21 protein-coding genes are annotated in these 20,676 nt (G+C 54.4%); 8 read left to right on the forward strand and 13 right to left on the reverse strand.

Annotated elements, in window-relative coordinates:
- Window positions 1-59 precede the first annotated feature (59 nt).
- Complete coding sequence (locus IBT54_RS06720; RefSeq protein WP_201251859.1) at window positions 60-1,253, forward strand: multidrug effflux MFS transporter; 1,194 nt, start codon at window positions 60-62, stop codon at window positions 1,251-1,253.
- Here IBT54_RS06720 and dadX read toward each other — a convergent pair.
- A complete protein-coding gene (gene dadX / locus IBT54_RS06725) occupies window positions 1,246-2,316 on the reverse strand; it encodes a catabolic alanine racemase DadX (protein ID WP_201251860.1) in 1,071 nt (356 codons plus the stop codon). The two genes, IBT54_RS06720 and dadX, sit on opposite strands and share 8 nt — an antisense overlap.
- Window positions 2,317-2,335: 19 nt before the next feature.
- Window positions 2,336-3,637, reverse strand: coding sequence for a D-amino acid dehydrogenase (locus IBT54_RS06730; protein WP_013358073.1), 1,302 nt, complete (start codon window positions 3,635-3,637; stop codon window positions 2,336-2,338).
- Window positions 3,638-4,141: 504 nt separating this feature from the next.
- Here IBT54_RS06730 and IBT54_RS06735 point away from each other — a divergent pair.
- On the forward strand, window positions 4,142-5,677 hold the full coding sequence (locus IBT54_RS06735) for a SpoVR family protein (protein WP_013358074.1): 1,536 nt from the start codon (window positions 4,142-4,144) through the stop codon (window positions 5,675-5,677).
- 41 nt (window positions 5,678-5,718) lie between these two features.
- Here IBT54_RS06735 and fadR read toward each other — a convergent pair whose 3' ends face one another.
- Window positions 5,719-6,438, reverse strand: coding sequence for a fatty acid metabolism transcriptional regulator FadR (gene fadR / locus IBT54_RS06740; RefSeq protein WP_013358075.1), 720 nt, complete (start codon window positions 6,436-6,438; stop codon window positions 5,719-5,721).
- A gap of 471 nt (window positions 6,439-6,909) precedes the next feature.
- Between fadR and dsbB the strand changes: the two genes are divergently transcribed.
- Window positions 6,910-7,440 (forward strand): disulfide bond formation protein DsbB, encoded by a 531-nt coding sequence (dsbB, locus tag IBT54_RS06745; protein ID WP_013358077.1) that lies wholly within the window; start codon window positions 6,910-6,912, stop codon window positions 7,438-7,440.
- Between the two features lie 71 nt (window positions 7,441-7,511).
- On the opposite strand, the gene IBT54_RS06750 is transcribed toward dsbB, so the two are convergent.
- The 3 genes from IBT54_RS06750 to IBT54_RS06760 form a co-directional block, all read right to left on the reverse strand.
- Window positions 7,512-7,958: a YcgN family cysteine cluster protein gene (locus tag IBT54_RS06750; RefSeq protein WP_013358078.1), complete on the reverse strand. Its 447-nt coding sequence runs from the start codon at window positions 7,956-7,958 to the stop codon at window positions 7,512-7,514.
- Between the two features lie 65 nt (window positions 7,959-8,023).
- Complete coding sequence (locus IBT54_RS06755) at window positions 8,024-8,683, reverse strand: fumarylacetoacetate hydrolase family protein (RefSeq protein WP_201251861.1); 660 nt, start codon at window positions 8,681-8,683, stop codon at window positions 8,024-8,026.
- 317 nt (window positions 8,684-9,000) lie between these two features.
- Entirely contained in the window at window positions 9,001-9,276 is a 276-nt protein-coding gene (locus IBT54_RS06760) for a YcgL domain-containing protein (protein ID WP_003852719.1), read from the reverse strand.
- 155 nt (window positions 9,277-9,431) lie between these two features.
- On the opposite strand from IBT54_RS06760, the gene minC reads away from it, so the two are divergent.
- Genes minC through minE form a run of 3 tightly spaced genes read left to right on the forward strand, consistent with a single transcriptional unit; the run spans window position 9,432 to window position 11,264 of the window.
- Entirely contained in the window at window positions 9,432-10,145 is a 714-nt protein-coding gene (gene minC, locus IBT54_RS06765; protein WP_013358080.1) for a septum site-determining protein MinC, read from the forward strand.
- Window positions 10,146-10,178: 33 nt separating this feature from the next.
- Window positions 10,179-10,991 (forward strand): septum site-determining protein MinD, encoded by an 813-nt coding sequence (minD, locus tag IBT54_RS06770; protein WP_003852716.1) that lies wholly within the window; start codon window positions 10,179-10,181, stop codon window positions 10,989-10,991.
- A 3-nt stretch (window positions 10,992-10,994) separates the two neighbouring features.
- Window positions 10,995-11,264: a cell division topological specificity factor MinE gene (gene minE, locus IBT54_RS06775; RefSeq protein ID WP_008925314.1), complete on the forward strand. Its 270-nt coding sequence runs from the start codon at window positions 10,995-10,997 to the stop codon at window positions 11,262-11,264.
- Window positions 11,265-11,317: 53 nt separating this feature from the next.
- On the opposite strand, the gene rnd is transcribed toward minE, so the two are convergent.
- The 7 genes from rnd to IBT54_RS06810 all read right to left on the reverse strand — a co-directional run bounded on the left by rnd (window position 11,318) and on the right by IBT54_RS06810 (window position 19,545).
- Entirely contained in the window at window positions 11,318-12,439 is a 1,122-nt protein-coding gene (rnd, locus tag IBT54_RS06780; protein ID WP_095707103.1) for a ribonuclease D, read from the reverse strand.
- Window positions 12,440-12,537: 98 nt separating this feature from the next.
- Entirely contained in the window at window positions 12,538-14,214 is a 1,677-nt protein-coding gene (gene fadD / locus IBT54_RS06785) for a long-chain-fatty-acid--CoA ligase FadD (protein ID WP_147789145.1), read from the reverse strand.
- Between the two features lie 206 nt (window positions 14,215-14,420).
- Complete coding sequence (locus IBT54_RS06790; RefSeq protein WP_013358084.1) at window positions 14,421-15,017, reverse strand: Slp family lipoprotein; 597 nt, start codon at window positions 15,015-15,017, stop codon at window positions 14,421-14,423.
- 60 nt (window positions 15,018-15,077) lie between these two features.
- On the reverse strand, window positions 15,078-15,776 hold the full coding sequence (tsaB, locus tag IBT54_RS06795; RefSeq protein ID WP_033783280.1) for a tRNA (adenosine(37)-N6)-threonylcarbamoyltransferase complex dimerization subunit type 1 TsaB: 699 nt from the start codon (window positions 15,774-15,776) through the stop codon (window positions 15,078-15,080).
- Between the two features lie 44 nt (window positions 15,777-15,820).
- The gene (locus IBT54_RS06800) at window positions 15,821-17,737 is read right to left on the reverse strand and encodes an ATP-dependent DNA helicase (protein ID WP_107319808.1); all 1,917 of its coding nucleotides are present in this window, start codon (window positions 17,735-17,737) and stop codon (window positions 15,821-15,823) included.
- A 249-nt stretch (window positions 17,738-17,986) separates the two neighbouring features.
- Window positions 17,987-18,733, reverse strand: a complete 747-nt coding sequence (locus IBT54_RS06805; protein ID WP_195858025.1) for a carbonic anhydrase — start codon at window positions 18,731-18,733, stop codon at window positions 17,987-17,989.
- Between the two features lie 644 nt (window positions 18,734-19,377).
- On the reverse strand, window positions 19,378-19,545 hold the full coding sequence (locus tag IBT54_RS06810) for a hypothetical protein (protein WP_013358089.1): 168 nt from the start codon (window positions 19,543-19,545) through the stop codon (window positions 19,378-19,380).
- Between the two features lie 341 nt (window positions 19,546-19,886).
- Between IBT54_RS06810 and IBT54_RS06815 the strand changes: the two genes are divergently transcribed.
- Complete coding sequence (locus tag IBT54_RS06815) at window positions 19,887-20,246, forward strand: hypothetical protein (RefSeq protein WP_013358090.1); 360 nt, start codon at window positions 19,887-19,889, stop codon at window positions 20,244-20,246.
- A gap of 76 nt (window positions 20,247-20,322) precedes the next feature.
- Window positions 20,323-20,667, forward strand: coding sequence for a RidA family protein (locus IBT54_RS06820; protein WP_013358091.1), 345 nt, complete (start codon window positions 20,323-20,325; stop codon window positions 20,665-20,667).
- The last annotated feature ends 9 nt before the right edge of the window (window positions 20,668-20,676 follow it).

Consider the following 20,676-nt stretch of genomic DNA (forward strand, 5'->3'; position numbering starts at 1 on the left):
CCTCTGAATCATTACCCTCTGCGCTCGTTTTTTAACAGAACGTTTACCCTCTGGTTGTTATGCAAAAATTTACTCTGCTGTTATTAAGCCTGGTGCTGCTGGCACCTTTAGGCATCGATCTCTATTTGCCCACGCTGCCGCAAATCGCAGAAGGGCTGGATACGCCGGTCTCACTGGTACAGACCACCATTCCCCTGTTTCTGCTGGTGATGGGACTGGGACAACTGGTGACCGGTCCGCTGGTGGACAACTATGGCCGTAAGCCGATTGCCCTGCTGGGGCTGGGGCTCTACATCACCGGCAGCGCCATCGCCGCTACCGCGACCTCATTTCCGCTGTTCGTCGTGGCCCGTCTGGTGCAGGGCTGTGGCGTCTGCTGCAGCGCGGTAGTCGCCTTTAGCGGCGTGCGTGACCGACTCAGCGGTGATGATGCCGCCCGCGCCTATGGCTTCCTGAACGGCGCACTGAACATCGTCCCGGCTCTGGCCCCGCTGCTGGGCGGACTGCTGGCCAGCGCCTTCGACTGGCGCGCGCCATTCTGGTTCCTCTGCGCCTACGGCGTGCTGATTACGCTGCTGGTGATTATCTGGCTGCCGGAGACACGTCCGGCGGATACGCTGCGGGTGAAAGGCTTGCCGATTAAGCAGTACGCTGAAATCCTGCGTCAGCCGCGCTTCCTGGCCTTCGCCTTTGCCAATGCCGGTGCGCTGGGTATGGTGCTGACCTATGTGTCGCTGGCACCGCAGGTGTTAATGACCGAAGGCGGGCTGACGCCGATCCAATTCTCCTTTGCGTTTGGCGCTAACGGTTTCTGGATCATGTTTGTCAGCACGTTCGTGAATAAAGCGATTCGTAAAGCGGGTCGACCATTCTGTCTGGCGATGGGATTCTTCACCATGCTGCTGGGCGCGGTGCTGCTGGTGGCAGGGATGCAGATTTTCCCGGCGGAGATGCAGACGCACTGGGCGCTCTACATGTTCCCGGTCGCCGTGTCGGTGGCAGGACTGGCCTTTACGGTGGGGCCGGCCACCAGCTATGCGCTGGAGCCCTATCAGCAACAGGCGGGCGTGGCGTCCGCCCTGCAGGGCTTTATTCAGATGGCCGGTGGTGCGGCAGGCAGCCTGGTGATCGTCGCGCTGCCGGTGGCGGAGAAGCTGTCGCTGAGTCTGATGATGCTGCTGGGTGCAGCGCTGGCCTTTATCGCCTGGCGCTGCAGCAGAAAGATGCGCGGTAGCCTGACCGCGCTTAAATAACCGTGACCGGGACGCGGGGTGCCAGCGCGCACATCAGCTCGTACCCTACCGTTCCGGCCGCTTTTGCCACCTGATCGATTTTCACCTGCTCACCCCACAGCTCAACAGATGAGCCGATGCCCGCCTGCGGACAGGGGGTTAAATCCACCGTAATCATATCCATGGAAACCGCGCCAACCACCTGTGTCATCACGCCATCGACGCAGACCTGCGTGCCCGTCGGGGCATGGCGCGGATAGCCATCGGCGTAACCACAGGCTACGACGCCAATCCGCTGCGCTGTGCTGGCGTGATAACGGTAGCCGTAACCGACGCCATCGCCCGCCTGTAACTGCTGAACCGCAATAATCTCACTGCTCAGGGTCATCACTGGCTTCAGGCCGCTGCCGGCAATGTCCTGCCAGTCACCGCTGGGCGACGCGCCGTACAGAATAATACCGGGCCGGACCCAGTCAAAATGCGCTTCAGGATGCCATAAGGTGCAGGCGGAATTCGAAAGCGACCGTGGGCAGTTCAGCCCCTCGGACGCCTGCTCAACACGCTGCAGCGGTGCAATCAGGCCCTGCGGATTTTCGGCATCGGCAAAATGGGCCATCAGTGTCATCTCACCGACATTGCTCAGCGCCCGCAATTTCTGCCAGGCGCCAGAAACCTGCTCCGGGCGAAAGCCCAGCCGGTTCATGCCGCTGTTCATTTTGAGATAGATATCAACCGGCGCAGAGAGGCTGGCACTGGCCAGCGCCTTGATTTGCCAGTTACTGTGTACGCTGGTCGTCAGGCGATAGCGGTCAATCAGCTGCAGATCCTCTGGCTGGAAAAAGCCCTCCAGCAGCAGAATCGGTTTTTTCCAGCCCTGCTCGCGCAGCAGAATGGCTTCTTCCATATTAAGCAGCGCAAAGCCGTCGGTGGCAGATAACGCTTCGCGTACGCGATCAATGCCATGGCCATAAGCATTGGCTTTCACCACTGACCAGACGCGGGATGCGGGTGCCGCCTGGCGAACAACAGTCAGGTTATGACGAAGCGCCTGCTGGTTAATGGTAGCGACAATCGGACGTGACATCCTTTCTCTCCCTGAATACTTAACGAGTTGCGTTGGCGTTACGCAGCGGCGATGAGGTCGCCGCGAAACCGGGTAAGTAGCGGAACACCGCTAAGTCATCCGCCGCAATGGCTGGCTTTTTACCGGAGATGAGATCGGCCAGCAACTGACCAGAACCACACGCCATCGTCCAGCCCAGCGTACCGTGACCGGTATTAAGATAAAGATTTGAGAGTGGCGTGGCACCGACAATCGGCGTACCGTCCGGCGTCATCGGACGCAGACCGGTCCAGAAACTCGCCTGCGCGAGATGACCGCCTTCAGGATAGAGATCACTGACCACCATCTCCAGCGTTTCCCGCCGCGCTTCGGTGAGTCTGGTGTTAAAACCAACAATTTCCGCCATCCCGCCGACGCGGATACGATCGTCAAACCGGGTCACCGCCACTTTGTAGGTCTCATCCAGAATCGTCGAAACCGGTGCAGCCTCAGGATTTTTAATCGGAATAGTGAGTGAGTAGCCTTTCAGCGGATAGACCGGAATATCAATGACGTTTTTCAGCAGTGCGGTCGAGTAGGAACCAAAGGCCACTACATAGCTGTCTGCCTTGATGATCTCCTCGCCGCACTTCACACCATAAATGCGATTGCCATCGCGCAGCAGGTGATCGACCGGGGTGTTAAAGCGGAAAACCACGCCCGCCTCTTCGGCCATTTTTGCCAGCCGCTGCGTAAAGAGCTGGCAGTCACCGGTTTCATCGTTAGGCAGGCGCAGTCCACCAGTGAGTTTATGCTGGGTTGCCGCCAGCGCTGGTTCCACGCGAGACAGCTCATGCGCCTCCAGCAGCTCATAGGGCACGCCCGCGTCGCGCAGTACCGCAATATCTTTACTGGCGCTGTCGAACTGCTGCTGCGTGCGGAAAAGCTGCAATGTGCCGCCCTGACGACCCTCATAGGCGATGCCGGTCTCAGCGCGCAACGCTTTCAGACAGTCACGACTGTATTCGGCAATCCGCACCATGCGGCTTTTGTTCTGCTGATAGTGGTTGATGTCGCAGTTGCGCAGCATGTGCCACATCCACTCCAGCTGGAAACTGCTGCCATCAAGCCGGATAGCCAGCGGCGCGTGGCGCTGGAACATCCACTTCACCGCTTTCAGCGGCACGCCAGGCGCCGCCCAGGGTGCGGCATACCCCGGTGAGATTTGACCCGCATTGCCTGCGCTGGTCTCCATCGCGGCAGCGGGCTGACGATCGATGACGGTAACCTGATGTCCGGCACGCGCCAGATACCAGGCGCTTGCCACGCCAACCACACCACTTCCAAGAATGACTACGTGCATAGCTCCCCCACCCGGCATATAAAAGCATAATTCACTGTTCAGCAGATGATAGTCAGCGGATTTACACAGCGGACACCACCCCATAAATTCAGCATCTATTTCACATCTTTTTCACTTTTCAGGTAACTAAAATCTTGTCGCACGGCCAATTTCAGCGCTTTATGCGCCTTAATCCATAAACACAGAAATAAATGACAACGAATGCAGTTAAATCTGCGCATGGCAGGAGAATCATTCAACCCCATACATTCTGCTTATAAACAGGATGATATTCCGCGCTTTGAAATAACGTTCGAATTAAAGGCTATTAAATTCTCTGCCGCACCTGTCTTAATGATTTTGTGCCAAAGAATTCGTTTGAGTTCGCATTTCGGATAAGCGACAGTGGGCTATCATTGTTGTGTTCGCTCAGTTTTTTTCGGGTTCCCTTTTTCAGGATGAAGCCTTAAATAACCAGAACGGGTTGTCTTTCGGGTCAGCCGGTTTGCAAAAAAGAGGTGCGCTATGACGACAATCTTTGACGAAGCCATCAGAGACAGCAAACGACTCAATGACGGACCAGACTGGACATTCGAACTGCTTGATGTCTATTTAGCAGAGATAGACCGGGTTGCTAAACTCTACCGGCTTGATACCTACCCGCACCAGATTGAAGTGATTACCTCAGAACAGATGATGGATGCCTATTCCAGCGTTGGCATGCCCATTAACTATTCACACTGGTCATTCGGTAAAAAGTTTATCGAGACCGAGCAGCGCTATAAGCATGGTCAGCAGGGTCTGGCCTATGAAATCGTTATCAACTCAAACCCCTGCATCGCCTATCTGATGGAAGAGAACACCATGACCATGCAGGCGCTGGTGATGGCGCATGCCTGCTATGGCCATAACTCCTTCTTCAAAAATAACTATCTGTTCCGCAGCTGGACCGATGCCGGCTCGATTGTCGATTACCTGCTGTTCGCCAAAAACTATATCAGTGACTGCGAAGAGCGTTATGGCGTCGAAGAGGTCGAGCGACTGCTCGACTCCTGCCATGCCCTGATGAATTATGGCGTCGATCGCTATAAACGCCCGCAGAAAATCTCCCTTCAGGAGGAGAAAGCGCGGCAGAAAAGCCGTGAAGAGTATCTGCAGAGCCAGGTGAATACGCTATGGCGAACGCTGCCACGGCGTGAGAAAGAGACAGTGGCTTTTGAAGCGGCACGCTACCCTTCTGAGCCGCAGGAAAACCTGCTCTATTTTATGGAAAAAAATGCCCCGCTGCTGGAGTCCTGGCAGCGTGAGATCCTGCGCATTGTGCGCAAGGTGAGCCAGTATTTCTATCCGCAGAAGCAGACGCAGGTAATGAATGAAGGCTGGGCGACGTTCTGGCACTACACCATCCTTAATCACCTGTACGATGAAGGCAAAGTGTCGGAACGCTTTATGATGGAGTTCCTGCACAGTCACACCAACGTCGTTTATCAGCCGCCCTATAACAGTCAGTGGTACAACGGCATCAACCCTTATGCGTTAGGGTTTGCGATGATGCAGGATATCAAGCGGATCTGTCAGTCACCGACTGAAGAGGATCGTTACTGGTTCCCGGATATCGCCGGCTCCGACTGGCTGGAAACGCTGCATTTTGCGATGCGTGAGTTTAAGGATGAAAGTTTTATCAGCCAGTTCCTGTCGCCGAAAGTGATGCGTGATTTCCGTCTCTTCACCGTACTGGATGATGACCGCAACAACTATCTGGAGATCGCCGCTATCCACGATGAGGCAGGCTATCGCGCCATTCGGCAGCAGCTCTCTGCACAGTACAACCTGAGTAATCTTGAGCCTAATATTCAGGTCTACAACGTCGATCTGCGTGGCGATCGTTCACTGACTCTGCGCTATGTGCCACAGAGCCGTACGCCGCTCGATAAGAGTCGTCGCGAGGTGCTGAAGCATGTACATCGTCTGTGGGGATTTGATGTAATCCTGGAACAGCAGAACGAAGATGGCAGCGTCGAATTGCTGGATCGTAATCCGCCACGCGGTTCATCGCTCTGATGGGCTAAAAACAAAAAACCGGACGCGATGTCCGGTTTTTTTTATCGTTTATTGCCGAGGTCGTCTGGCAGGTTCTTCTGCATGCTGTGCCAGATTTCGCCGCTGCGGCGGCCATAGTTGCGCACCACCTCTACAATCTCATCCTGTCCTGGCTCTTTGTCGCACAAGGCCAGAAGAGTCAGATAGAAATCCCGCGCAACCTGGCGCGCTTCCGCACTGGAAAAGTAGTGACGACCCACTCGGGTATAGAGGCCTTTCAGGCCGTTGAGAATCAGACCGTAAATCGGATTGCCTGATGCAAATGCCAGACCGCGAAACACCCGGTAGTCGAGCTCGGTATAAGCATCCGCCTGATCGGCCGCGGCACTTACCGTTTCCAGCACTTCACGCGCTTTGTCCGGATGATGGCGCAGCGCACGGCTGATAAAAATCGATGAAATGTTGCTGCGGACTGACAGCAGGTTGTCAATCAGCACCGGCACACTGTCGTGATCGAGGCGGGCGAGCGTTTCCAGAATATTAAGGCCGGAGGTCTCCCAGAAATCGTTCACGCGCGTCGGTTTGCCGTGCTGAATCGTCAGCCAGCCGTCACGTGCCAGACGCTGCAGCACTTCACGCAATGTGGTGCGCGTTACCCCAATCAATTCAGAAAGCTCACGCTCAGCAGGAAGAATCGATCCGGGCGGAAAGCGACTGTTCCAGATGCTTTCAATAATATACTCTTCAGCAAATCCCGCTGGACTCTGAGCCTTTATAACCATAGCAATGTGTTCTCGTTGCTTTTCTAATCATGATGGGGACTCATCATACCAGACGCCCTATAGCGGATATAGCCTGCGTAACCATTTAAACCTGGCGCGGGCGCATATTTCAGACTGGCTGACGGCGAACGCTGCTGTTATAAGACGATGGCCGGATGCACGCTTTTCTGCGCCGGAACATTCAGTCTCAAAAGCAGCAAAAAATCATCCTGAAAGCACAGTATGCGGGTTCCGGATGGCCTGCACTTGCCGTTTCGCTTTCTGCCAATTGCAGCCGGGTTTTTCTCAACGTCGACATCCTGGCGCTGTTAACTGAGCAGGCATCAGCTTGAAGACCTCCGCTTATCCTCCTGTAACCTGCTCTGGATCAGAATCAGGTCATGTTTGCACACGATTTTTCCCTGTCCCTGGCTGGTTTGCCCGCGCTTTTGGTTTACACTGCGTGGCATTAACGTTTACAGGGAATGCAATATGTTGCGATATCTGAATCAATGTTCTCGTGGTCGGGGAGCCTGGTTATTACTGGCACTGACGGCGCTTGCACTGGAACTGACGGCACTCTTCTTTCAGCACGTGATGGGATTAAAGCCCTGCGTGATGTGTATTTATGAACGTAATGCGCTGTTTGGTGTGCTGGGCGCGGGTCTGGTCGGTGCGATTGCGCCGAAATCACCGCTGCGTCTGGGCGCTCTGGCGTTATGGATCTACAGTGCCTGGGAGGGCCTGCGTCTCTCTTATGAACATACGATGATTCAGCTGCATCCAAACCCGTTTACGACCTGTGATTTTGCTGCCCGTTTTCCCAGCGGGTTACCGCTGGATAAGTGGCTGCCGTCGGTGTTTCTGGCCAGCGGCGACTGTGCAGAACGCAGCTGGACTTTCCTGACGCTCAGCATGCCGCAGTGGATGATTGGGGTGTTTGCTGGTTATCTGCTGGTCGCCGTGCTGGTACTGATTGCTCAGCCTTTCAAACCTAAGCGTCGCGATCTCTTTGGTCGCTGACACGAAACGTGCTGAGATCAAAAAAGGCTGCCACTGGCAGCCTTTTTACGTTTCAGATGATGCCGTGGCGTTTAGCCATTGCGATCGGGGCGATCAATAATATGATCTTCCCAGTCCCGCACTTCACTCTCCCGCACCGCAATATAACGCACCGAAATTCGCTGCGCATGCATCGCGGTTTTCGAACCGGCCCGCAGCGGATGCCAGACTGGCAATCCTTTGCCCTCACCCAGCAACCGGTAGGCGCAGGTGCGCGGCAGCCAGTTGAAGGTGGTCAGATTTTCGCGCGTCAGCTTGATGCAATCCTCTTCTAATTCGAAGCGGCGCTCATAGTTACGGCACTGGCAGGTTTTAATATTGAGCTGATTGCAGGCGACGTTGGTGAAGTAAATCTCATCCGTGTCAGCGTCCTGCAACTTGTTCAGGCAACACTGGCCACAACCATCACACAAGGATTCCCATTCCTCATCGCTCATTTGTGCCAGGCGTTTTTGTTGCCAGAAAGGGGTGTCAGTCATGATGATTTGTCCGGGTTGTGCCTGAAACGCACCTTATAAAGCCTATGCTGCGGTGATGCAAGTTTTTAGAGTACGCGCGTGCTAATGCCGTGACCCGCCAGCGACACTTCCAGCTTGTCACCCGAGCGCATCGGACCCACACCCTCAGGTGTCCCGGTCAGAATGACATCGCCTGCACGCAGCGTAAAATAGTGGCTCATATGAGCAATCAGCGGCAGAATTTTATGAATCATATCGGCGGTGTTGCCGTGCTGACGCACTTCTCCGTTTACCACCAGCTTAAGCTCGACATTCTGTGGATCATCACTGAATTCGGCTACCGGGATGAAACCGGAGATGGGACAGGCGTTATCAAAGCCTTTTGATTTTTCCCATGGCTGGCCCGCTTTTTTCAGCCCGGACTGCAGTTCGCGCAGCGTCAGATCCAGCGCCACACCATAGCCTGCAATCGCCTTAGCCACGTGTTCTTCACTCGCCTGTTTCAGCGTTGCACCAATCAACACCGCCAGTTCAACTTCGTGATGAACTTCGCCAAAAGCGTCGGGAATGGAGAGCGGCTGGCGCAAATCACACAGCGCCGTTTCCGGTTTGATAAAGATCACCGGCTCGGTTGGCGTCGCACTGCCCATCTCTTTAATGTGTTTTGCATAATTACTGCCGACGCAAACCACTTTGCTGACCGGAAAATCTAACAGAGCGCCTTGCCAGTTATGATGCTGATACATGCTCATCCCCTGTTCAGGTTAGGTGTGATGCCAGCGCGGCTGGCGGGTTGATGTTTGCTGATGCATTGATCGAAATGCCAGCAACAGAGCGTGATAATAAGATCCTTTTAACCATTCGGGGTGCGGAATTTGTCAAAAAGCGTAAACGATGCCCCTGGCATGCTGAATAATCGTACAAATAAGGTATGAGAATGTGGACTGGGTATTTAAACAGGGGTGAAACAGATAAGCTGCGCCGTTAATTTTGCGCAGCTTCAGAGCAATATTAACCCTGCAGTATCGCACCAACAGGATTTATATTTACAGAAGAATCCGAGTTAAACTTTTTTATCGGCCTCTAAATGAATTTTTAGCAGACTTTCAATCGGCGGTGGAAGCTGTAAATAATAACCCTGCTCGCTCAATCCCTGCTTAACTTTATTGATATCCGCATTAGCCAGCCTGTCGCGGCCCGCCAGCTTTAGCACCATCGCCAGCTGCGGCTTGCCAAATCCTTTCAGCAATTCTTCCGGAACGCGCGAGAAATCGTCCTTTTTTTCAACATAGAGATAAGTCTGGTCACGTAACGGGCTTCTGTAGATCACACAAAACATATTTTTTACTCGAATTAACCGGCGTTGAGGCTTGTCTGAATATAGCTGTAACTATAACATGCTTGCAGAACTTCGAATATTCACCGTTAGCGCTTCAGCGATGATTTTATCATCGTCAGGTTAACGGTAGTGAAAACAGGACTGAGTCGGGACAGATGTCGCAAACGCCAATCGAATTCAAAGGTAGCAGTTTCACCCTGTCTGTCGTCCATTTGCATCACCATGACCCTGCGGTGATTCGCAAGGCACTCCAGGACAAGATTGACCAGGCTCCCGATTTCCTGAAAAACGCCCCGGTGGTGCTTAACGTCGCTACATTGAGTGCCGATGTTAACTGGAAACAGCTGCAGCAGGCGATTCTTGCTACCGGCTTGCGCATTGTCGGCGTAAGCGGCTGCAAAGATGAAGCACTGAAACGCATGATCGTGCGTGCAGGGCTGCCGGTACTGGCAGAAGGCAAAGAGGCCAGGCCGCGCGCCGAGGCACCGCAGCCGGCCCCCACTCCTGAACCGCAGCCGGTTGTAACCGAGACGGCAGCAGCGAAAACCCGCATCGTGAACACGCCGGTGCGCTCAGGCCAGCAGATTTATGCGCGTGACGCCGACTTAATTATCACCAGCAGCGTCAGTGCCGGTGCCGAACTGGTCGCCGATGGCAACATTCATATTTATGGCATGATGCGCGGTCGCGCCCTGGCAGGTGCCAGCGGCGACCGCAACTGCCAGATTTTCTGTACTAACCTGGCGGCCGAGCTGGTCTCGATTGCCGGGGAGTACTGGATCATGGATCAGATCCCACAAGAATTTTTTGGTAAAGCCGCGCGCCTGTGCCTGCAGGATGGCGCGCTGACTATCCAGACACTTAATTAGGCCCCTTTTCTTTTGTTAAGGAAATCAACATTTATGGCACGCATTATTGTAGTTACATCCGGTAAAGGGGGCGTTGGTAAGACCACGTCAAGCGCGGCCATCGCCACCGGTTTAGCGCAGAAAGGCAAAAAGACGGTCGTTATCGACTTTGATATCGGTCTGCGTAACCTGGATTTGATCATGGGCTGTGAGCGCCGTGTGGTCTACGACTTCGTTAACGTTATCCAAGGCGATGCCACGCTCAACCAGGCGCTGATTCGCGACAAACGCACTGAGCAGCTCTACATTCTGCCTGCATCGCAGACCCGCGATAAAGATGCGCTGACCCGTGAAGGTGTTGAGAAAGTCCTGAACGATTTAGCCGCAATGGAGTTCGATTTCATCGTCTGCGATTCACCGGCAGGGATTGAAACGGGCGCACTGATGGCGCTCTACTTTGCTGATGAAGCCATCATCACCACCAACCCGGAAGTCTCTTCTGTCCGCGACTCCGACCGCATCCTCGGCATCATCTCCTCTAAATCCCGCCGCGCTGAAAACAGTCAGGACCCGGTGAAGGAGCATCTGCTGCTGACCCGTTATAACCCTGGCCGGGTAAACCGTGGCGATATGCTGAGCATGGAAGATGTGCTGGAAATTCTGCGCATTCCTCTGGTCGGCGTGATCCCTGAAGATCAATCGGTGTTACGTGCCTCTAACCAGGGCGAGCCGGTGATTCTTGACGGCGAATCTGATGCTGGCAAAGCCTATGCCGATACCGTTGAACGGTTACTCGGTGAAGTACGCCCCTTCCGCTTTATCGAAGAAGAGAAGAAGGGTTTCCTGAAACGCCTGTTCGGGGGATAAACCATGGCATTACTTGATTTCTTTTTATCCCGGAAGAAGAACACTGCCAACATAGCCAAGGAACGGCTGCAGATTATCGTGGCAGAACGGAGAAGGGGCGACAGTGAGCCCCACTATCTTCCGCAACTTAAGCGCGACATTCTGGAAGTGATTTGCAGATATGTGAAGATCGATCCGGAAATGGTCACGGTACAGCTCGATCAGAAAGGTGATGACATCTCGATTCTGGAGCTGAACGTCACGCTGCCGGAAACGGATGAAGTGACTAAATGACGCTGACCGTTTCCTGAATTTCCCCTGCGCAGTGGCAGGGGAAATTTAACCGGTTAACAACCCGCAAGAATCTCCTCAATGCCGGGTTTCAGCAGTTCGCCCCGCCATCCGGTAAGTAGTTCCGGCTGACGTCCCTGTGGCTTCAGGCCCCAGTGCAGGCTTAACACCTGATTAATCTGACGTCGTGACGCCAGTAACTCCTGACTGAATCCGCTCTGCTCGCTCACCTGCTGTACCAGCGCCTTCATTGCCTTAAACACCTGCTTGTAGTGCGGATGGTCGATCAGATTGCCCAGCGGAGCCGGCAGTTCATTCTCATCAAGCGCCTCTGCTTCAGCTACCAGCGCCACCAGCGTTTTGCCATGGAAACGGATTTCGTGGCCTGACAGCCCCAGATGATCCAGCTCACCCAGAGAGCCAGGCATAAAGCGCGCCACTTTCCACAGATGCTCTTCGCGCACCACAAAATTAACCGCCATATCCTTTTCACGCGCCAGCTTCAGACGCCAGGCCGCCAGCCGTTGCAGTGCTGCCAGCTGACGCGGACGTAGTTGCCAGGCGTTGGTGATATCCCGCCAGGCTTCATCCGGTGCCACACTGTCGAGACGGCGCTGACACAGGTTATCGCACTCACTGAGTGCCGCCGCCATGTTGCCGGCCTCTTCCGTGTTGAACATCAGCTGACGGGCAATCGGCAGCAGATAGTGAACGTCCGCTGCCGCATACTCGCACTGACGCTGGGTCAGAGGGCGAGCCAGCCAGTCGGTACGTGATTCACTTTTATCCAGCTCGACCTGCGTGAAATGCGCCACCATGGAAGCAAAGCCCCAGGAGAGAGGCTGGCCGGAGAAGGCTGCCAGAATCTGGGTGTCGATCATCGGCGTCGGCAGCACGCCGAAACGGTGCAGGAAGACTTCCAGATCTTCTCCCCCGGCATGCAGGAATTTAGTCACGCTGGTGTCGGTCAGTAGCGCAATAAAGGGTGACCAGTCACGGATATTCAGCGGGTCAATCAGCACCAGCTGGTGATCGTCGAACAGCTGGATCAGGCCAAGCTGAGGGTAGTAGGTGCGAGTGCGGACGAATTCGGTGTCCAGTGCTACCGCTGCATGCTGGCGGGCTTTCTGGCACACGTCAGCCAGTTGTTCATCCTGGTCAATAAGGGAATAGTTCACGTCTGATTTCCACCGCAGCCAACAACGCGCGGCGCTCCATGTTAAACACAATAAAAACGCCGGACATGCCGGCGTTCAACCTCGATTCTTATACAGATTCAGTTCGCGCCGGGCTTCGCCTCGTCGCGCAGCTCACGCCGCAGGATCTTGCCCACATTGGTTTTCGGTAGCTCATCACGGAACTCAATGATTTTTGGCACCTTGTAACCGGTCAGCTGGCGTCGACAGTGATCGAGCACCTCTTCTTTGGTCAGCGACGCCTCTTTTTTCACGATGCAGACTTTTACCGCTTCGCCTGACAGATCGCTGGGTACGCCAATTGCCGCGGCTTCACGCACTTTCGGGTGCTGCATCAGTACATCTTCGATCTCATTCGGATAGACATTAAAGCCTGATACCAGAATCATATCTTTTTTGCGGTCTACGATGCGAATAAACCCTTCCTCGTCAACGGTAACAATATCACCGCTGTGGAGCCAGCCATTTTTCAGCACTTCCGCTGTCGCTTGCGGATGCTGCCAGTAGCCCAGCATCACCTGCGGGCCGCTGATACAGAGTTCGCCCGGCTCCCCCGGCGGCACTTCGTTTCCGGCATCATCCAGAATGCGTACGTCGGTTGAAGGAACCGGCAGGCCGATACTGCCCGTGTGACAGTTGATGTCATACGGATTGACGGATACCAGCGGCGAACATTCGGTCAGGCCGTAGCCTTCCAGCAGATAGTGTCCGGTAAGCTTTTCCCAGCGCTCAGCTACCACTTTCTGCACCGCCATTCCGCCACCCGCAGAGAGACGCAGCGTTGAAAAATCGAGTTTATTGAACTGCTCATCGTTGAGCAGCGCGTTAAACAGCGTGTTCACGCCGGTAATCGCTGTAAACGGCACTTTACCCAGCTCCTTAACGAAGCCGGGAATATCGCGGGGATTGGTGATCAGCAGATTCTGGCCGCCAAGCTCCAGGAAGAGCAGGCCATTCACGGTTAAAGCAAAGATGTGGTAAAGCGGCAGCGCGGTGACCACAAATTCTTTTCCGTCACGCAGCACTTTGCCGTAGGTCGCGCGGGTCTGCTCCAGGTTCGCCTGCATGTTGCGATGGGTCAGCATCGCCCCTTTCGCCACGCCGGTGGTGCCACCGGTGTATTGCAGGAAGGCGAGATCGTCATTCGAGACCGTCGGTCGCTGATAATTGAGCGTGGCACCCACTTCCAGTACCTGGCGAAACGAAATGGCGCCCGGCAAATGGTATTTCGGCACCAGCTTCTTCACATACTTAACGATAAAGTTAACCAGTGTGGCTTTGATCGGTGCCAGCTGATCGCCCATCCGGGTCAGGATGACATGCCGCACAGCGGTTTCCGCCACCACTTTTTCCAGCGTATGCGCAAAATTTGAGACGATCACGATGGCGCTGGCTCCACTGTCATTGAGCTGATGCTTCAGCTCACGCGGCGTGTAGAGCGGATTCACGTTGACCACCACCATACCGGCACGCAGCACACCAAACAGGGCCACCGGATACTGCAGTAAGTTAGGCATCATCAGCGCCACCCGGTCACCTGCTTTCAGGCCCAGCTGGTGCTGGAGATAAGCAGCAAAGGCACGGCTCTTCTCTTCCAGCTGACGATAACTCATCTTCTGACCCATGTTCAGGAACGCGGGTTGATCGGCGTAGCGTTTTGCGGCCTGCTCAAACAGATCCACCAGCGAGGTGTAACGATCTGCACTTATTTCGGCAGGCACATCTGCCGGGTAGCGTTTCAGCCAAACCTTATTCAAGGATCCACCCCGATAATTATGTTGTATTTCCATCGCTGCCTCAGCCAATCTGGTTTGTTAACAATATTTTAACTGATTGTACCAGTTTGCCTGTTTCGGCATGTTGAGGTTGCGAAGTGCATCACTAAATTTCGTGCCGGGAAAACAGGCCAATAAAAAGCCCGGTAGCGAGCACCGCGACCGGGCTGGATAAATCATGTTTACACTTATTCGGTCAGGATGGTCTGCACCTCTGAGGGTCCGGTGTTGACCATTCCCCAGTAGGGATTAGGTCCCCAGTATCCGCCGCGATGACGGGTCGGACCATACCAGATCCAGGGATCCATCGGCTGTGGCGGTGCTGTTACCTGCTGGGCAATCCGCCAGCGCTGATAACCGCGCACATCGATGACCGCAAATTTGTAATCGGCCTCACCAATTTTACCCTGCTCCGTGCCCTTCAGCGTACCCAGTACGGTAACGTACTGGTTTCTGACATCCACCGGATCAACAAAACCGTGAATGTCAGCATAAATCCGGCCAACCGAGGCCGCACCCAGACGCGGTCTGGCGCTCTCATCCAGCGGCTGTGCCGCAATCTCAAGCCGGGTTTTGCCGTTCAGGTTAGTGACATTCACCACCTTGCCGCCAAAGCGCGATTCCTGCCCGACAAAGAGCGAGGGATCGCTCATCACCCGCAACAGATCCTGCTGCGGCTGAGGTGAGCTGCCCTGCAGCGTGTCAGGAATGGAAACACAGCCGGTTAACGCCAGCACACAGGTCAGCAGCAGACCTGAAAGCCCTTTACCACACATTGACGACATAGACGTTCTCCCGTTAGGTAAAGACTTAGACTGGACGTATAACAATAAGTTGCGTGTATTTTACCGGCCTGGTAATTTTTTCCAGGCAACTTCATTCCGCAGATAGGTCGGCTCCGCCGTCTCCGGCAGCAGCGTATTTCCCCGCGCCAGCGCCAGAGTCGCCAGTGGCAGCATATCCTGAGCGGCGGGCAGTGTAACGTCGCTGGCGTTCAGGGTCAGATCGTGTCCCTGCTGCAAGGCTGGATAGGCCTGCCAGCCGGTGCCGGCGGTCATCCAGTCGCCAGAAAGCGCCTGCATCCGGGCGAGTGCTGCCTCAGGTGACAGCACGCTTTCACTGGCCTCACCCTGCCAGGCACCCTGCTCATCACGCTGATATTCGGCCCAGTAAACCTCGCCCATCCGCGCATCGATAGCGGTTAAGACCCGGGTTGCCCCGTGCAGACGCCAGGCCCCTTCCGCCAGCGTCGCCAGGGTGGAAACGGCGATCATCGGCAGTGATGCGCCCAGTGCCAGTCCCTGCGCAATACCAATACCGATCCGCACGCCGGTAAAACTGCCAGGACCCCGGCCAAAAGCAAGCGCGTCCAGTTCGGTCAGCTCCAGCTGCTGCGCCAGCAGCAACTCCTCGACCAGCGGCAGAATACGCTGCGTATGATCGCGCGGAGCAATCTCGAATCGGGCATCAATCTGTTGCTGATTCAGCAAGGCGGCTGAACAGGCTTCTGTCGCCGTATCCAGCGCTAAAATTCGGGCTGACATGACTACCTCAGAAGAAAGAAAACGGCGCGCATCTTAGCATAAAATTATGCGTCTGGTTCGGGTTGCTGGCGGATAAAGGCGATGGCACGGGCAATGTCCCGTGTGCGCGGCGTCGGCGGCAGGCTGTTGAGAAACAGCGCGCCATAAGGCCGTGAGACCAGACGCTGATCGCAAATGACCAGCACCCCACGATCGTCCGTATCACGAATCAGACGGCCTACACCCTGCTTCAGGGTGATTACCGCATCCGGCAACTGCACATCAGCAAAGGGATCGCCGCCGCGAATCCGGCAGTCTTCCATTCGGGCTTTTAGCAGCGGATCTTCCGGTGAGGTAAAGGGCAGTTTGTCGATGATCACCAGCGACAGCGCATCACCCCGCACGTCCACCCCTTCCCAGAAGCTGCTGGTCGCCACCAGCAGAGCATTACCCTTCTCGATGAACTGCTTCAGTAACTGACCCTTGCTGGTTTCACCCTGCACCAGCACCGGCAGTGTCATCGAGGCGCGAAACTCTGCGGCCAGCTCTCGCATCATCAGATGCGAAGTACAGAGGAAGAAACAGCGGCCTTTATTGGCATCGATCAGCGGTTTCATCATCGCGGCCAGCTGGCGTGCGCTACCGGGACGGTTAGGTTCCGGAAGATTGCGTGGTACACAAAGCAAAGCCTGCTTCGCAAAATCGAACGGGCTGTTCAGAATCAGGCTCTTTGCCGCATTCACACCCAGTCGTTCGGCGAAGTGGGCCATTTTCTCATCTACCGCCAGTGTCGCCGAGGTGAAAATCCACGCCGCCTTGCGGTTATCCATCACCTCACGGAAGCGTTCCGCTACCGAGAGCGGCGTCAACGCCAGGATAAAGTGGCGTGAAGTGCATTCATACCAGTAGCTGTAGCCCGGCTCGTTGATCGCCCGCAGCCGTTTTAATCGGCCACGATAGAGCGCGGCCCGCTCAAAGGCAGCATCCAGCAGGGCTGAACGCCCGAGAGAAAGTTTGATGACGTCGTAACAGAGCTCCAGCGCATCATCCAGCAGGGTGAACATACGCAGTATCTGATTATCGCTGAGCAATTCGCGCAGATTTCCGCGATAGCCGGGATCGCCTAATGCCAGGCGGAAATCCTGCGCGCACTGCGCCAGGCGGTCAGCGGATTTCTGCAGCTGCTGAGCATCACGCACCTCGGTGCGGTAGGCGGTAATAATATCTTTGGCGAGATCGAGTAACTGACGGCTGGAGAGCTGCTGACCAAAATACTGACTGGCGATGTCAGGCAACTGATGGGCTTCGTCGAATATCATCACATCCGCTTCGGGAATCAGTTCACCGAAGCCGCCCTCTTTCACCACCAGGTCGGCAAGAAACAGGTGGTGGTTAACCACGACCACATCGGCGTCCATGGCGCGCTTACGCGCTTTAACCACGAAGCACTCTTTATAGCGCGGGCAATCGGTGCCGAGGCAATTATCGTTGGTGCTGGTCACCAGCGGCCAGACCGGGCTGTCTTCGGTGACGCCCGCACAGCTGCTGATGTCGCCATCTTCCGTCTGTGATGACCAGCTACGCAGCGTCACCAGGTCAGTCAGAGCCTGTACGGTGAGATCGCCGCCTGCCATAGATTGCTGTTCCATGCGTTCCAGACAGAGATAGTTGGAACGTCCTTTCAGTAAGGCAGTTTTTCCTTTGAACTTTAGCGCCTTGATCATCGTGGGCAGATCGCGGGCATAGAGCTGATCCTGCAGCGCTTTGGATCCGGTAGAGACAATCACTTTTTTACCGGCCCGCAAAGCGGGTGCCAGGTAAGCATAGGTTTTACCGGTGCCGGTGCCGGCTTCGACCACCAGTTCACCCTGCTGTTTTACGGCTTCAGATACCGCCTGCGCCATCTCACGTTGTGCTTCACGCGGCTTAAAGCCTGCGATTGCCAGCGCCAGAGCGCCATCCACTGCAAAATCGTCTGCCACATACCCTCACTAAGAACGGCAAAAACACTGTAATTATGTCAGTATTGGATTAACAAAGCAAAATCGAAAAATATCAACCACTTATGATTTTTATGCCGATAGCAATGCCGTCTTAAGCCACCCGAATTTACAGCTGACAGACACAGAAAAGGCGGCCCGAAGCCGCCTGAAAAGAACCCATCGCGTTGCCGGTATGCCTGAGGACATATCAGTCATTTGCGCAGGCTGAAGAAGCGCTAAACGCCGTTATTACTGAACAATCATCCGGCCATTAAGATGCTGCAGCGGACGGTTATTGGTGGTTTTCAGCGCCTGCTTAAACGCGTCGAGCTGCGCCTGAGAGAGCGTAACCGGATCTTTCAGCACCAGCCAGCGAATACCTTCGCTGCAGGGTGGCGTCGTGAGGGAACCACTGAAACGATAGTAGTGCAGGTCTGCCGGAAAGAGTGCGCGTAAATCGACCTGCCGGTTAATGTTTACCTGTTTGTTTTCCTGTTTCGGCATTGCGTCAATTAATGGCATCAGTGCCGGATTCTCTTTACCAACCTTAAACATCACCGCGACTACGGCCAGATCGCCATCCTCTTTGCTGTGAACGAAGTGGGCTTCAAGCGGAAACGTTTCTCCGTTAATCTGGTTTTCACTCGGCGTATGAAAATGATACTGACGCAGTGTGAATCTTTCACCATCCAGCACAAAGTCATCTTCCTCATCAACGGTTACCTGAATGGTGTGACCATTATTAATAACCTTTTCAGCGGATGTGTGATAAGCCAGATCAAGCGGCTGTAAATGTCCCTCGATCGGATTTGTAATATTAATGGGCGACTGTGACTTGCCTTCGTGACACATGTGGAAGTCGCTGGTCAGTTCACTCCAGTGCGCCGGACCGGCTTTGCCTTCATACGTCCAGTGTGGCTCTGCGGCGCCTGCTGCGCCTGCTGCGCTGACAGACGAAATTGCTATAACCAGACTTAACATTTTTAGTTGTTTCATTTTATCCCTGCTTAATAAGCTAATGTGCGGCAGGAATACTATTCCTCTCAGCTTTGCGTCAGCAAGATGACAAAATGCGGTTAATCAAAACAGGATTGAATAACGAGTCTATAATTTTTATCGATGTTAATTTAATAAATATCACTTGTAGGATTTATATTTCAAATAGCGGTTTTCGCGATAATTAAAATGGATTACCTGCTTCAGGAAATAGACTCAGTAGTAAACCTGAAGAACAAATTGATCGGCAGGCTCAGAGATAAAACAGCGAAGAAAGAGGCGAATCGGTGCAGGCTACAGAAGTGAGAAACCGCAAAACTGCACGACTGGCGGTTTTGCGGTGTAAGCCTGAATCAGAAGAAAGGCACTTCGACAGATATCCCTTTCAGACGGTTAAACATCCTTTTCTGACGGATCGTCTTCCTCATCCTCTTCTTCATCTTCCGGATAGATCTCAGCATCATCTGGCAGCGGTTCATCATAATCAGGACGTTCAGACATAATTACCTCCGGTGATAAATAGCAGTGCTGCTATTTCAACTGAGCATAGTTAACCGGCAACTGAGGCCGCACATTTTCCGCCTGAAATGTGAGCAAGGCGTGAAATTGCTGTAACAGTCTGAAAATGATCTGATTGCTTAGCGCTAGTGGTGTATGTAAAGCGCGCCCGCCAGCATAATGACGAACAGTACCGCAAATGTAATCACGCCCTGCTTACTGCCTTTGGATAACCCCACAAACGCCGCAATAACAATAAACAGCAGCGTCAGTGCGCCAGCCATCACCCAAAACAGATACTGCGTATTCGCCATATTCTCATCCTCATCCTGTGGCGTTAACTTTGGCGGATTTATACCATTTCTAAGCCATCAGCGCCCTCAATTCCGTGCCTTTGCCCGCCTGTTAACGTCATGGGCTGGCAAGTAACCTTTGACACCTCATTCAATCCTGCCAGACCGACAGTGTGATGCAGTTATCAAATGCAGAGGAACGCAGCGAGGAAATAACCGCCCGGATTATAATGATTAAATCAGCTTACGGTTGGGATGTGGCATCCGCAGGCTGACGTGCTGAGACTGGTTTAACATTGCCGTTCAGGCGGTGTTATGCAGATGGCCTTAACCCGACTGCCTGACTCAGGCGGAGGCATGTTATGAACTATTACCGCATCGGCTCTCTGGCTGGCGTGCTGCTACTTTGTGGCTGCCAGGCTCCCACGCCTGATCAGGCTCGTCTGCAGCCACCCGTTTTTCAGGGTCAAAGCACCCGTACCGTCCCTCAGCTCAGCGACTGTATTTATCGTGGCTGGTCCACCACCCGCGTTATTGCCCGGGATAACACTACTCACACCCAGCCTGCCGGCAGTGAGATCAGCGTCTTCACCTGGGAAGATTCTATTTTTGCGGATGTCTCACCCCACAGGAAAGGGGCGGAGGTGAAATATTTCACGACCTTCCGGATGTCCCCGGATGTGATGGCAGACAGACAGGCGATTGTTGAGCGCTGCCTGTAAGGCGAGAGGGCCGTAAGGGGTGACAGCAGTATCGGGAGTGTGCCAGGCTAATGCGCACTTAACCAGGGAGAAACCGATGAGTATTACCCGCATTGACCCGGAACATCGCATGTCCGAAGCTGTTATTCATAACGACACCATCTATTACACCAGCGTGCCTGAGAATCTGGAGGCTGACGCAGAAGCGCAGACCGCTAACGCGCTGGCGGTGATTGATGCCATTCTGACCCGGCTCGGCAGCGATAAAAGTAAGATCCTTGATGCCACGCTCTTTCTGGTGGATAAGGCTGATTTCCCCGCCATGAACCGCGCCTGGGACGCCTGGGTCTCACCGGGCAATGCGCCAGTGCGCTGTACGGTTCAGGCCGGGCTGCTGAATCCAAAGTACAAAATCGAAATTAAAATCATCGCTGCACGCTAAAGACGTCGG

The organism is Pantoea sp. S62, assembly GCF_016658625.1.
Lineage (GTDB): Bacteria > Pseudomonadota > Gammaproteobacteria > Enterobacterales > Enterobacteriaceae > Pantoea > Pantoea vagans.